Here is a 13897-nt window from a genome sequence, read left to right as displayed (position 1 = left end):
GTGGCGGGGAGGGGCGGGCTCGCGGGTGGTCCGGGCCTGGTCGACCCGGTCAGGGCGAGCGAAGACGTTGGGGCGCGCGCGGGCGCGAACGTACGGCTGGGCGCTGGGGCGATGCGTAACAGAGCCACCCGAAACGGTGCGCCACGGCGTTGTGGCGAAGCGGGCCGGCAGCGGCCGGCTGTGTGGATGAGGCTGTTGCCGTCTGCCGCGGGCGGGTGCGGGGTGGTTCGGGGGAGTGGGGCGGGATTCGGGTCGGCTCGCCGGGGCGGTCGTACGAGGTCAGCCGGGTGGGGGCGGCCCTCGGGCTTCGGGCGTGTGGGGGCTTGGCGTGAGGCCCGGCGCGTTGGTGGTGAGTGCGGCGCCCCGCGTGTTGGCGGTCGGTGTGCCGCTCCGCGGGGAGGCCGCAGGCCGCCGTGCGCGTACCGGACCGTCACGAGCCCGCGCCGACGGCGCGAGCGGGGTCCCGGAGCGGGCGGCCGGCGGACGGACCGGCCGCGCCGTTCACGCGGCCGGCGTCTCCAGCGCGTACCCGACCCCGTGCACCGTACGGATGCGCTCCGCGCCGATCTTGCGCCGCAGCGCCTTGATGTGGCTGTCGACGGTGCGGGTGCCCGATGCGTCCGCCCAGTCCCAGACCTCGGCCAGCAGTTGCTCCCGCGACAGCACCGCGCGCGGGGTGTTCGCCAGACAGACCAGCAGGTCGAACTCGGTGGGTGTCAGGTGCACGTCCGCGCCCCGGACCCGCACTCGCCGCTGCGCGTGGTCGATCTCCAACTCGCCGAGCCGCAGGATTCCCGTGCGGGGCGTGTGCGCCGCGAGCGCCGCGCGCTCCACCCGGCGCAGCAACACATGGACGCGCGCGGCCAGTTCACGCATGGAGAACGGCTTGGTCATGTAGTCGTCGGCGCCGACGCCGAGGCCCACCAGCATGTCGGTCTCGTCGTCGCGCGCGGTGAGCATCAGGACCGGAACCGGCCGCTGCGCCTGCACGCGCCGGCACACCTCAAGCCCGTCGAACCCCGGCAGCATCACATCGAGCACCAGCAGATCGGGCTGCCACGCCTCGGCCGTGTCCACCGCCGCCGGACCGTCCCCGGCCGTACGCACCTGGAACCCCTCGGCGCGCAGCCGAGCCGCTATGGCGTCCACGATCGTGGGATCGTCCTCGACGACGAGCACCCGGCGCTGCGCCCCATTGGCCCCGTTGGCGGCTCCCGCCGCGCCACCGAGGCCGTTGTGTGTCTGCTCCATCTGCCCGCCCCTGCGTTGTCCCTTGCCTGGCGCATCGGGGTTGGTCATCCCCGGCCACCCAGGCGGCATTCGCTGGCAAGCAGCGTAAACGCAGTGTGCGCGGCTCGGCTACGCACCGCGAATCGCGAGGTGGACGACGTCGGGGACGCCTCGGGCAACGGCGATCTCTTCCGTCCGTACGGACGTGAAACCGGCATTCCGCAACGCCTCCTCGAACGCCGGCGACGGCTGTGCGGACCAGATGGCCAGCACCCCGCCGGGGCGGAGCCGCGCCCGGCACGCGGCGAGTCCCGCGGGAGAGTACAGACCGCCGTTGTCCTCGGTCACGGTCCAGTCCGGCCCGTTGTCGATATCAAGACAGAGCGCGTCGTACTGCTCCGGCCGCTCGGCCTGCCCCGCTTGTTCTGCTTCTACCTGTTCTATCTGTTCTGGCCGTGCTGGCCGTGCTGGCCGCTCCGGCCGTGCTGGCCGCTCCGGCCGTGCCGGCCCTTCCGCGCCTGCGGGGCTGCTGCCCGCGCTGGGGGAGGCCGGGGCGTTGGGGGAGTGCGGCGTCGCCGGGGGGCGCGGCGTGTCGCGAGGAGGCTCGTGCCCGTCCGCGGGGGAGCCCTCCGCGGCGGAACCGCTCGCGATCGAACCGCGCAAATAAGCCACCAGATCCGTGTGGAGGATCTCGGTCCGCGGGTCGGCGAGGGCCGATGCCGTCAACTCGCCGAGCGGCCCGTGCAGATGCCAGTCGATCACCGCCGGCTCCCGCTCGGCGACCACGATCCGGCCCCACCTGTCGTCCGCCACCGCCTCCAACAGGGAGAACCCGACGCCGAGTCCACCGATCAACACCGTCGGCCGGCCGCTCGCCCCGCCCGGGGCCGGGCGCGCGGCGGCGGACCCGGGGCCCCTGCCCGTGGCACCCGCCCCGTTCCGCCCCGCCGCGACCCGCTCGGTTTCGGCCGCTCGTACTGCCGCTCGTACTTCGGCGCCGGTCGCCCCGCCGTCGCGCGCGTCACCGCGCGTGTCGACCGGCCGTACGGGGCCGGCCGAGGCGGATTCCGGAGCGGTGGGGACCGCGGTGGACGGGGTCGTAGCGGCGGTGTCTGCGGGGTCGGTGGCTGTGGAACTGGTGTCCGCGGCGGAGTCGGCGTGCGCCGTGGTGTCGGTGTCCGCGGCGGCGGTGAGGGCCGTGGTGTCGGTGGGCGCGGCGGCGGTGAGTGCGGTCAGCGCGGCGCGGATCAACTGCCGTTCCGAGCGCCCGTCGGAGGTGTCCATCAGGAAGCAGCCATTGGCGATGATCTCCCAGACGGCTCCCACGCCCTGCCCGCGTCGCCGCAGGGCGACCTCCCCGTAGGGGCCTTCCCGGCGGTCGACGGTCACCGGCCGATCCTCGATGTCGTACGGCGCGGACTCGTACGGCGCGGCGGACATGGTGCGGGCCTCCGGAGGGTGTTGCGGGGAGGTGGACGATGGACGGGGCCATTTTCGCCACAGCGGGCCGGGTCGGTCCAACGCGACGGGGGCGGGGCCGGCGGGCCGGTGCGTGGCGGGCGGCGCGCCGTATCCGCCCCGCGCGATGCCGGTTGGTTCACACACGGTTGCCTATAGTGACGATGATCACATTCCCTTCCTGGGGCCTGCGCCCTTCGGATGGCGGAGGGTGGAGCCGTGCGGCTCCCCGCCGCGTGCTCTGCGAAAGGGGCGAGGGTGACCCGGTCGGATGCGGCCACGGAAGCCGCGGGCAGCCCGGCACCCGAGGCCAGCCCTACCCCGGCGACGACCCCGCCGCGCTGCGCCGCCGCGTACCGCTTCCCGCTCCTTTCCCGCGGCGTCCCGCGCGCGCTCGCCCGCGACCTGCCGGGCGACGCCCCCCGTGACCTCCCTCGCGAGCTTCCCCGCGACGCCCGGAAGCGCGCCGGTGGCCCGGTCGGAGCGGCCCCCGACGCCAGCACGCCCCGGCTCAGCGCCGCGCCGCGCCGCACACTGCTCCATGCAGCCGGGGGCGGATCGGGGCGAACCCGAGCGCAGGCACGGGCGCCGCAGCACACCGGGGCATCACCGGCGCCGGGAGCGGGAGCGGGAGCGGAGGCGGGGGCGGGAGCAGGGGCCGCGGGAGTCAGAGTCGGGGCCGGCCGGGGCCTCGTCCGCCGGTTCGCCGGCGCCCGATGGCGCGACTGGCTGGCCACCACCGTGCCCACGCCCGTCCGCACGCCCTTCACGTTCTGCTACGCCATCGTCCTCATCGCCACCGGCCTGTTCGTCGCCTTCGGCGATCCGGGAGCGGTGCACGGGGCGCTAGAGCAGTCCAGTTCGGACGCCTCCAACCTGCGGCACCGGCCGGTGCTCGCCCTGCTCACCAGTGGTGTGTGGGTCGCGGGCGGGCTGATGTCGCCCTCCATCGTGCTGTTCCTCCTCGTACTTACCGCCCTCGAACGGCGGGTGGGCGCCTGGCGCACGGCCGGCGTGTTCGCGCTGGGCCACGTGCTGGCCACCCTGCTCACCGAACTGCCGGTCGCGGCGTCGGTCGCCTCCGGATACCTGCCGCCCAGCTCGCTCGACCGGCTCGACTACGGGATCAGTTACGGCCTGATGGCGAGCGTGGGCGCGCTGGCCGGGCTGCTCAGCCGCGGCGTCCGGTGGGCGCTGTTGGGCGTGGTGGGGTCGATGCTCACGCTGGACCTGATCGAACTCGCCGATCCGCTCACCAACTGGGGCCATGTGCTCGCCCTGCTCATCGGCCTGGCCTGCTGGCCGCCACTGCGCAGCCGGGCGGCCCGCGACCAAGCGACGCCAGCAGCGCCGCGCGCCTAGGCGGACGGCCCGAGTGTCGAGGTAGACGCTCCGCGCGTTGAGGTAGATGCTCCGGGCGTTGAGGTGGGCGGTCCGCGGGCTGAGGCACGCGCCCCGGGCGTTGAGGCGGACAGTCCGCGGGTTGAGGTGCACGCTCCGCGCGTTGAGACGAGCGGTCCGCGCGCAGGTGCGGGAGTCTCGGGCGCACCGGGCGCGCGATAAACCCGCGCTCCGCCGGTAGCTCCACCGCGAACTGCTGGTCGAGCCCCATTCCGGGGCGAGCGAGGCTGCCGGGTTCCACAGCAAGCGGGCCGGCCACTGCGCGAGCCCGCGTCCCGGGCGACGGCCACACATGGCACTGACGCCACCCTGATGCGCCCCTGATCCGGCGGCGGCCCGCCCTCCCAACCGGAGCTTCGCCGGGAGCGCCACGGTCCGCGCCCTGTTCCGCACGCGTCCGTGATCAGACCCCCCAACAGAGTGGTACGGATTTAAAGCGAACCCGATGTGGAATTCCATTTGGGGGGCGTTTATTCCCGGTCAAAATTTTCTTATTTGAGCGACCAGTCAGGCACCTGCTTGTCTGTAGTCACGCCGGTTCGACCGGTGTGAAATCGCAAGTCTGAAATACTCATGGGGGAAGAATGACCGTCATGCAGGAGGGCCCGGTCGGCACCGCGACCGTGACCGCCGTACCCAATCACCATCCGGTCCGGGTCGATCCCGGAAGGGCCGACATCGCCAAGCTGCACCGGCTGCTCCGCGACGGAGCGCGTGCCCTGAACGAACAGTTCGACGACGACGCGCACCTGAATGACGTCATTCCGAAGCCGTGGGGATACGAGTACCGAGCCTTCGTCGACGACTTCTTCGACCTGTGGTCGCTGCACATCGAGCCCGGCGCCGGCACCTCCGTCCACGTGCACCCGCGCAAGCTCACCTATCTGCTCTGCCTCGGCGGCGAGGGCGTGACCACGGGCCTCGGCCGGGCCGACATCCCGGTCAGCGAAGGGACCGTCCTGCGCATCGGCGCCGGCGCCTTCCACGGCACCCGCAACACCGGTGACCAGCCCCTTGAGCTCATCGAGGTCGAGGTCCCGCGGAACAAGTTCGACCTGATCCGACTGCGCGACGACTACAACCGGGTCGGCACCCCGTACGAGACCACCGCCCTGGAAGAGCCGCAGCACCCGATGCGTAAGGTGCCCGCATTCCTCAACACGAAGATGCGGGCCGCGACGCCCGACGGCCGCTTCCGCTTTGCGCTGCGCACCGGCATGGACATCTTCTACCGGCCCGGCGGGGACGACATCTTCTACATTCCCCTGCACATTTCCGGGGTCATCGCCCGGGACGTGGAGATCCTCACCGGAAACCCTCAGGACAACCGTCGGCCGCAGACCGACAAGCAGTACTTCTGCATCAGCAAGAACGCCTGAAAGCCGGCCTGAAGGTAATTCGAAAGACACCTCAAAGACATCTCACAGAAAAGAAGAGAGGCTCCACCATGCCCCGCAACGCGGTCATCATCACCGGCCCCGGCTTTCAGGACCACGACGTCGTCTTCACCTACTACCGGCTGCTCGAAGAGGGCTGGCACGTAGACGTCGCGACCAAGAACGGCGACGCCGTCACCGGCAAGTACGGCATCCCGCTGCCCATGGACAAGACGGCCCGCCCGCTGATCCCCTTCGAGGAACTCGCGGTCGAGCAGTACGACGTCGTCATCCTCACCGGCGGCCACGAGGCCCCGGACCGGGTCCGGCAGGACCGGCTCGTGCTCGACTTCGTCGCCGGCATGGACCAGGCCGGCAAGGTCGTCGCCGGCCTGTGCCACGGCCCCTGGATCATGGTCTCCGCCGGGGTCCTCAAGGGCCGCCGGGCCTGCGCCTACATCGGCCTGCGTGACGACGTCATCAACGCCGGCGCCGACGTCGTCGACAGCGACGTCATCGTCGACGGCAACATCATCACCTGCTCCTACTACGGCTACATGGGCGCCTTCATGCACGCCGTCTTCGAGACCGCCGCACAGCTCGCCGCACAGGCCACCGCCGAACAGCAGGCCGCCTGATGACGGCCCACACCGCGGCCGACCCCTCGGTGCTCGCGCTCGACTTCGACGGCGTCATCTGCGACGCCCTGGAGGAATGCGCACTGGTGAGCTGGCTGGGCATGCACCCGCACGACACCTCAGTGCCCGGCCCTGACCAACTCGCCGCCGTACCCGAGGAGTTCGTGGCACGCTTTCGCAGGGTGCGCGACTACAGCAGGCTGCTCGACCACTTCGCCGTCGCGCACCTGCCGCAGGCGTCGACGATCGTCTCGCAGGCCGACTTCGACCGGCTCTTCGCCTCCCTGGACCCGACCGCCGTACGGACGTTCACGCAGGCCGCCACCGCGGCCCGGGACCACTTCCGCACCGAAGAGGCCGATTTCTGGCTCGAACTGCACACGATCTACCCCGGTATGGACGCCCTGCTACGGCGCTTCAACGGCTCGGCCGTCGTCGTCACCGCCAAGGACGCCGATTCCGTACGGGCCATCCTGGCCCGGCACGGGCTCGGGCACACCGTCGCCGAGGTCTTCGGCGAGACCGGCGCCAAGGCCGAGGCCGTCCAGGACGTCAGCGCCCGCTGGGGCGTCCCGGTCGAACGCATCACGTTCATCGACGACAACCTCACCAACGCGGTCCGGGTGGCCGCCACCGGGGCCCGCTCCCGCTGGGCCCAGTGGGGCTACCAGACCCCGGAACACCGGGCCGAGGCGGAGCGCCTGGCCCTGACGCCGCTGCACCTCGACGAGGTGGCGGCACTGGTACCGGCCGCGCCCGCCGCGGCATAGGGAGACCCGGCCCACCGCGGGGCCCGGGACGCCTCCTCGGCGCCCCGGGTCCCGCGGTGCTGCCCGGAACCGCGCACCGACCCACCCTCACCGGAGCTGACGTCCATGACCACGCTCGACCCACTGACCACACCCCCGCCCAAACCTGACCCTCCCGTCGGCCCGACTGGCCCCGTTGGCTCTGCCGGCCCCGGCGGCCCTGTTGGTTCTGCGGGCCCGGATCGTCCCGTTGGCTCTGGGGTCCCCGCCGGGCCTGTCGGCTCTGGGAGCACGGCTGGCACCGTTGTTCCCGCCAGCTCCGTCGCCCCCATCGGCCCTGTTCGCCCCACTGGCCCTACTGACCCCACTGCTCCCGCCCACCCCGCCGTCCCTACCGGCCCCGCCGCTCCTGCCGGTTCCGGAACCCCGACCGGTTCCCGAACTCCGACCGGCTCCAACGTTCCCGCCACCTCCCCCACCGTCCCACCCGCCCCCAACGGCCGTGCCGCTACCGATCGTGCCGCCCCACCCGTCGCTAGGGCTCGTGCCTCTACCCCTCGTGCCGCTGGCTCCGCTGCCGCTGCTGCCGTTGACGCGGCGCCTCATGCCGATCCCGCTCCTCTCGCTCGTCCCACTCCTCTCGCTCGTCCCACTCCTTCCACTCCCGCTGGCCCCGTTGGTCCCGCCGGCTCGCGTACGGGCTTCGCCGCCCAACTCGCGCTGCTGGCCGTGCTGGCGGCAGCGATCCCCGCGCAGTTGTACCTCGCGATCCCGCTGGCGGACCCGGTCGGCGACTTCTACGACGTCGGCCCGGACGCCGCCGCCTGGACGGGCAGCGCCTTCTCCCTCACGTACGCGCTCGGCTTCCTGCTCTTCGGACCGCTGTCCGACCGGTACGGCCGCCGCCCGGTACTGGTCGCAGGGACGCTTGCGCTGGCCGCAGCCTCCGCACTGGTGCCCCTCGCCCCCTCGTACGGCTGGTTTCTCGCACTGCGCGCGCTCCAGGGGCTCGCCGCCGCCACGTTCGCGCCGGTCGCGCTCGCCTATGTCGCCGAACGGGCCCCCGCAGCGCGCCGACCACTCGCCCTGTCGGTGCTCACCACCGGGCTGCTCGCGGCCGGGCTCGCCGGCCAGGCGTTCGGCCAGGCAGTGGCCGGTCAGGGCGCCTGGCGGGCTGCCTTCTGGCCGGCCGCGATCGTCTATCTGGTGGCGGCCCCACTTTTGCAGCGGCTGCTGAGCGTTGATCCGGTGGGCTCGGCAGCTCCGGCAGCTCCGGCAGCTCCGGTGGGCGGGGCCGTGTCCGCGGGCTCGGAGGTGCAGGCGGCCCAGGTGGCCCAGGCTGCTCCGACGGGGCCTTCGAGTCGGTTGGGCGGGCCTGTTCGTTCCCGTGGGGCGGGCGGCTCTCCTGGAACCGCTCGGCCCGGTGGGGCTGATCAGGCCAGCAGTGCCAGTGGGTCGGCTGGGCCTGCTCGCCCTGATGGGCGTGACGGATCTGATCGCCCCGACGGATCGCAGCGGCCTGAGGGACCTGGTGGACCTGATGGATCTGGGAAGTCTGGTGGGTCGGCCCAGGCATCCCCGGCTGTCCCGGCCGCCTCGGCGGGCGGCGTCGGCAGCGTACTGCGCACCATGGGCCGGCTGTTGCGGACGCCGGCCGTGCTCGCGGTGTTCTGCGCCGCGCCGGCCGTCTTCGGCAGCTTCGTCGCCCTGTACGCGGTGCTCGGCGACCACCTCACCGCAGAACACGGCTACTCCAGCGCCGAGCTGCTCGGCGTGCAGGCCGTCGGAGCGCTCGGGCTCCTCGCGGCCCCGTTGGTGAGCCGGTACGCGGGCGCCCGCGGCCCCCGCTTCCTGTCCGTCACCGGATACCTGACCGCGCTCGGCGGCCTGCTCCTCGCCCAGGTCACGGCGGTACCCGCGGTGTTGATCGTCGGCAGCGTCGTCTTCGTCGCCGGGATCGGCCTCGTGGTGCCCGGCCTGGTCGGGCTGCTGCACCACCTCGCGCCGCACGCCAGGGGAGCGGCCGTCTCCTGCAACACGGCCGTACTCTTCCTCGGCGCATCGCTCGGCCAGAACCTCGCCGCCGCCGGCTCGTACCACGCGGTCGGCACCGTGCTGGCCGTCGCACTCCTCGCCGCAGCGGTCGCGGTCGCGGCAACGGACCGGCTCGCCGCGCGCGGCGGGACCTGACGCCGCCCCTCCCGCCCGCTGTCCTCGCCCACACCCGTGACAGCCGTGCCCTGACGGACAGCCGCGTCCCGCGCGCCCCCGCGCAGCAGCCCGGCTGATCGCGACCCGCCGCCCCGTCCTTGCCCGCACGACCCCGCGGCCCCACTCCTGCATCTCCGCGCGAACACCCCCGTCGTCCGATCCCTGGACGACGTCCCCCGCCCCGCCCCCTTGGAGGCACTCCCATGAGCCCCTACCGGCTCCCCGCTCGTCCTGCCACTGCTGCCGCCGTGACGACAACTGGCAACACCGTTGTCGTTGCTGCTGATTCGCCGGCCGCCACCCATCAGGGGGCACTGGGCCGAATCGGCCAGGCGCCGGCGCCCGCGCCACGTGCACGCGTCACACACGGCTCCGTGCACGGATGCGCATCCGCCTTCCCGCCCGACCTCGCCACATCGGAGCCCGACGGCACGTCGCCCGCAACCAACGGCGAACACCACCCCCTGCCTAACGACCGCCCGACCCACAGCACGCTCCCACCCCAGGCACCGGCGCAGGCCCTGGCCCCAATACAGCCGCCGACCTCGCAGCGCGTACTGGTGTCGACTCTGACGGCGCCCCGCCCAACCCGGGCCACCACCCCGGCGCAGGCCCCGGCCCCGACACCGGCTCTGGCGCGGGCCGTGTCCCCGACCTCCGCCCCGGCCCAGACACCAGCTCAAGCCCTGAACCCGACCTCGACCCCAACCCGGGCCCTGGCCACGACTCTGACCACGGCCCCAGCCCGGGCCGCCATCCCGCCCACCGCGGCGGGCCCGTCCCACCCGGCCCCCGGCGCCGTGGCCCCCCGCCGGATCCGTACCACCAGCACCACGCACGACACCTAGCAGGAACCTCGCACGCCCGCCCCCGGCCGCCCCACTGACCAGGGCCCCGGACGGCTGCAGGCCGCACCATACGAACCACGGAGGCTGACACTCATGCCGACATCCCTGCCGACACCCATGTCGACCGCACCGGCTCCAGACCGCCGGCGCCCACCCGACCCGAGCCCTCAGCGACGGAGCCCGGACACCCCAGCCCCCGAAGGCCCAGCCCCCGAGGGCCCGAGCCGCGAAGGTCGGAGTCTCGCAGGTCCGAGCCTCGGCGGCGCCGTCGACGGGCGCAGGGGCGACCGGCACACGGGTCGCGCCGGACCGTCGGCCCTCGTCCTCTTCGGCGCGACGGGCGACCTGTCCCGCCGCAAGCTGCTGCCCGCCCTGTACGACTTGACCCAACGGGAGCTCCTGCCACCCAGGTTCCCCGTGATCGGCTTCGCCCGGGACGGCGGCACGGAGTTCGAGCGCCTCGCCCGGGAGGCGGTACGCGCCCACGCCCGTACGCCGTTCCGCGAGCAGGGGTGGGCGCGCTTCGCCGAGGGCCTGCGGTTCGTAGCGGGCGAATTCGGCGACGAGACGGCGTTCGAGCTGCTGCGCAAGGAACTCGACGCCCTTCCGACGACCGGCGGCAACGCCGCCTTCTACCTGTCCGTGCCGCCCCGGCTCTTTCCGCTGGTGGTACGGCAGTTGGCCCGGCACGGCCTGGCCGCGCAGCAGGGCCGGACCTGGCGGCGGGCCGTGGTCGAGAAGCCCTTCGGGCACGACCTGGCCTCGGCACGGGAGTTGGAGGCCGTACTCGACGGGGCGTTCACGCCGGAACAGGTCTTCCGCGTCGACCACTACCTGGGCAAGGAGACCGTCCAGAACCTGTTGGCCTTCCGGTTCGCCAATGCCCTCTTCGAGCCGGTCTGGAACCGTTCGTACGTCGATCACATACAGATCACCATGGCCGAAAGCATCGGCATCGGCGACCGCGCCGGCTACTACGACGGCGTCGGCGCCGCCCGCGACGTGCTCCAGAACCACCTGCTCCAACTGCTCGCCCTGACCGCCATGGACGAACCCGCCTCCTTCAGCGCCGATGCGATCGCGGCCGAGAAGGCGAAGGTGCTGCGCGCCGTACGGCTGCCGCAGGACCTGGCTCGCGCCACGGTGCGTGGCCAGTACGCACCGGGTGCGGTCGACGGCCGCCCCGTGCCGGGCTTTCGCGGAGAGGCGGGCGTCGCCCCCGATTCCCGCACCGACACCTACGCGGCCGTGCGGCTGGAGGTCGACAGCCGACGGTGGGCGGGCGTGCCGTTCTACCTCCGCACCGGGAAGCGGCTGGCCCGACAGGTCACGGAGATCGCGGTGGCCTTCCAGGAGGTGCCGCGCTCGCCCTTCACGGCCACCGCCACCCGGCGGCTCGGCCCGAACACGGTGGTCTTCCGAGTCCAGCCGGACGAGGGCGTCTCCGTACGGCTCGGCTCCAAGGTCCCCGGCAGCTCGATGGAGATCCGGGACGTGACCATGGACTTCGCATACGGATCGAGCTTTACCGAGTCGAGCCCGGCGGCCTACGAACGGCTGCTCCTCGACGTACTGCGCGGCGACGCCCTGTTGTTCCCCCGGGCGGAGGAGGTCGCACTGTCGTGGGGCGTCCTCGACCCGGTCGAACGGCACTGGGCGGAATCCGGCGCGCCCGAGCCGTACCCGGCCGGGAGTTGGGGGCCCGTGGCGGCAGACGCCCTGCTCGCCAGCGATGGCCGACGTTGGCGGCGCCCCTGAGCCCGTCCCGCCGTCCGCCCTTCCGCCGTCGATGGGTGGACCACATGCCCAGACCGGCCAGCCGCACAACAGACGTCCGCAATCCAGCCAGGCAACGAGAAAGCAGGGAGCACCGGCATGTCCACCATCCTGTTCGTCCTCACCAGCCACGGAGAACTTGGCAGTAGCGGAAAGCCGACCGGATTCCACCTCGGCGAGACCGTCGAGCCCTGGCGGATCTTGCGCGATGCAGGTCACGCCGTGGAGTTCGCCTCGATACGGGGCGGCTGGCCGCCCATGATCGGCCACGACCCGGCGGACGCCACCCATGCGGCGTTCCTCGTGGACCCGGGCGGCGGCGGTCTGGTCCACACCGCCCCCCGCCCCGATGAGGTGGACCCGACCGTCTACCGGGGCGTGTACTTCGTCGGCGGTCACGGCACCATGTGGGACTTCACCGGCCACCCGGCGCTGCACCGGATCATCCGCACGGTGTACGGCAACGGCGGCGTGCTCGCCGCGCTCTGCCACGGCCCGGCGGCCCTGGTGGGGGCGCGGCTCGACGGTGGGCGGCTGCTGCTCGACGGACAGGCCGTCACCTCGTTCTCCCACGAGGGCGAGATCGCGCGGGGGCTCGAATCCGTCGTGCCCTTCTCCCTCCAGGAGGCGCTGGAGGAGGACGGCGCCACGTACTCCTGCGCTCCGGACCGACAGCCGCACGTCGTGGTCAGCGGGCGGCTCGTGACGGGCCAGAACCCGCAGTCCGCCGCCGCCCTCGCCCAACACGTGGTGGAGTTGCTGGCCGAGTCCTGAGGCCGGGCCCGGCCGCACCCGGCCCGGCCCTTCACCCCTGGCGGGCGAGGGGCCGGGCCGCCTGGGGCCGTGCTCGGTCGCGCCCGCCTCAGAGTGCGGTGCAGACGGTGACGTCCCGCTCGTCGAGCAGCGGGACGACCTGGCCGAGTACCAACGTCCGGAAGTGCGTTGACTCCCGGTGCGCTGCGAGCGCCGCCTCGTCCGCGTACCCCTCGAACAGCACGAACGCCCGCTGGTCCTCCCGTGCACGCACGGCTCGGTACTCCAAACAGCCCGGCTCAGCCCGACTGGCCGGGACGATCTGGGACAACAGGCTCGCCACCCGCTCGTCCTCGCCGTCCCTGGCGCGCCAACGCGCCACCACATATATCGCCATGGAATTGCCTCCGATTCTTTTCGGCCGTGCGGACGGTGAAAAGAATTCGCCGCCGTGTCGCTCCATTTGCGCAGCCTAGCCGCGAAATTCTCCAGGTGGCTCATCAGGAAATCAATGCCTGTGATGCCCGACGGCTTTCGGCCCATGCAGGGGCCCGCCGGGACCAGCCTTCGGGTAGGGGCTCCCCGGTGGCGAGGTGCACGGCGTGCGCCGCGACCGCGACGACCGAGGCGGGATTCTGGCCGGTGATGAGCCGGCCGTCGACGACCACATGGCTACGGAACGGCTCCCCCGCCTCGTACCGGGCGCCGCGCGCGATCAGTGCCTCGTCGAGGAAGTACGGGACGACGCCGTCGAGCCCCACGGCGCGCTCCTCGGCCTGGGTGAAGGCGGTGACGGAGCGCCCTTCGACGAACGGGCGCCCGTCCGGCCGCAGGACCGGCAGCAGGGCACCGACGCCGTGGCAGATGGCCGCGAGCACTCCGCCCGAGGCCGCGAACTCGGTGAGGAAACGGGCGAGATGCGCATCCTCGGGCAGGTCGACGATGGCGCCGTGACCACCCGCGACGAACACGACACCGAAGTCGGCGGGGTCGAGCCCGTCCGGCGTCACCGTCTGCGCCAGCCGATCCCGGACGAGCGGGTCCTCCAGGAACATCCGCTGCGGCGGATCGGAACGATCCACTCCACCCATGGGTGGAGTGGAGGCGCGCGGGGCGGTGAAGGTGTAGTCCCAGCCGGCGGTGGCGAGGGCCAGCCACGGATAGGCGGCCTCCGGCAGCCAGAACCCCGCCGGGCGACCGCCTGGCAACCGTTCGACGCTCGTGAGGACGATAAGTCCCCGACTTCGCGTGGGCGCTTGTGCAGGCATCATTGCCTCACTTTCCCCTCGGGTTTCCGATCCATTGAAGCATGCAAGCGATTTATCGCCCCTCATAAATGGCTCTATGAGGGGGATGCGGTTGATTATTTGAAGCGGGTCATCGGGGGGCGTAGATTCCGAGATATCGGAAGCGGCCCGGGAGTTCCCTGGCCGGAGTTTTCTCGCAACCTGGAGAGC

General features: G+C 72.5%; 11 protein-coding genes and 1 pseudogene. 7 read left to right on the top strand and 5 right to left on the bottom strand.

Features of this window, described 5'->3' with window-relative positions; translation table 11 throughout:
- Positions 1-501 precede the first annotated feature (501 nt).
- From ACMA1D_RS04590 to ACMA1D_RS04580, 3 genes and pseudogenes are all read right to left on the bottom strand, one after another.
- The gene (locus tag ACMA1D_RS04590; RefSeq protein ID WP_349990209.1) at positions 502-1251 is read right to left on the bottom strand and encodes a response regulator transcription factor; all 750 of its coding nucleotides are present in this window, start codon (positions 1249-1251) and stop codon (positions 502-504) included.
- Between the two features lie 108 nt (positions 1252-1359).
- The gene (locus tag ACMA1D_RS04585) at positions 1360-2088 is read right to left on the bottom strand and encodes a hypothetical protein (RefSeq protein WP_414722656.1); all 729 of its coding nucleotides are present in this window, start codon (positions 2086-2088) and stop codon (positions 1360-1362) included.
- Between the two features lie 366 nt (positions 2089-2454).
- Positions 2455-2670: pseudogene (locus ACMA1D_RS04580) on the bottom strand (spermidine synthase); the annotation flags it as partial.
- Positions 2671-3429: 759 nt separating this feature from the next.
- Between ACMA1D_RS04580 and ACMA1D_RS04575 the strand changes: the two are divergent.
- From ACMA1D_RS04575 to ACMA1D_RS04545, 7 genes are all read left to right on the top strand, one after another.
- Positions 3430-4050, top strand: a complete 621-nt coding sequence (locus ACMA1D_RS04575) for a rhomboid-like protein (RefSeq protein WP_414722559.1) — start codon at positions 3430-3432, stop codon at positions 4048-4050.
- A gap of 623 nt (positions 4051-4673) precedes the next feature.
- Positions 4674-5468 carry a cupin domain-containing protein gene (locus ACMA1D_RS04570; RefSeq protein WP_414722558.1) on the top strand — a complete coding sequence of 265 codons (795 nt, stop codon included), beginning with the start codon at positions 4674-4676 and terminating at the stop codon, positions 5466-5468.
- Between the two features lie 68 nt (positions 5469-5536).
- On the top strand, positions 5537-6103 hold the full coding sequence (locus ACMA1D_RS04565) for a DJ-1/PfpI family protein (protein ID WP_414722557.1): 567 nt from the start codon (positions 5537-5539) through the stop codon (positions 6101-6103).
- Positions 6103-6873, top strand: coding sequence for an HAD family hydrolase (locus ACMA1D_RS04560; RefSeq protein WP_414722556.1), 771 nt, complete (start codon positions 6103-6105; stop codon positions 6871-6873). The genes ACMA1D_RS04565 and ACMA1D_RS04560 overlap by 1 nt, the downstream gene beginning before the upstream one ends.
- A gap of 708 nt (positions 6874-7581) precedes the next feature.
- On the top strand, positions 7582-9042 hold the full coding sequence (locus ACMA1D_RS04555) for an MFS transporter (protein ID WP_414722555.1): 1461 nt from the start codon (positions 7582-7584) through the stop codon (positions 9040-9042).
- A gap of 962 nt (positions 9043-10004) precedes the next feature.
- On the top strand, positions 10005-11669 hold the full coding sequence (gene zwf, locus ACMA1D_RS04550; RefSeq protein ID WP_414722554.1) for a glucose-6-phosphate dehydrogenase: 1665 nt from the start codon (positions 10005-10007) through the stop codon (positions 11667-11669).
- A 117-nt stretch (positions 11670-11786) separates the two neighbouring features.
- Positions 11787-12461, top strand: coding sequence for a type 1 glutamine amidotransferase domain-containing protein (locus ACMA1D_RS04545; protein WP_414722553.1), 675 nt, complete (start codon positions 11787-11789; stop codon positions 12459-12461).
- 88 nt (positions 12462-12549) lie between these two features.
- Here the strand turns inward: ACMA1D_RS04545 and ACMA1D_RS04540 are convergent, their stop codons facing one another.
- Positions 12550-12837 carry a putative quinol monooxygenase gene (locus tag ACMA1D_RS04540; protein WP_414722552.1) on the bottom strand — a complete coding sequence of 96 codons (288 nt, stop codon included), beginning with the start codon at positions 12835-12837 and terminating at the stop codon, positions 12550-12552.
- Positions 12838-12940: 103 nt separating this feature from the next.
- A complete protein-coding gene (locus ACMA1D_RS04535) occupies positions 12941-13648 on the bottom strand; it encodes a type 1 glutamine amidotransferase domain-containing protein (protein ID WP_414722551.1) in 708 nt (235 codons plus the stop codon).
- Between the last annotated feature and the right edge of the window lie 249 nt (positions 13649-13897).

Origin of the sequence: Streptomyces sp. 796.1, from assembly GCF_047525675.1 — a bacterium.
Lineage (GTDB): Bacteria > Actinomycetota > Actinomycetes > Streptomycetales > Streptomycetaceae > Streptomyces.
This window is presented reverse-complemented; position numbering and strand designations above follow the sequence as displayed.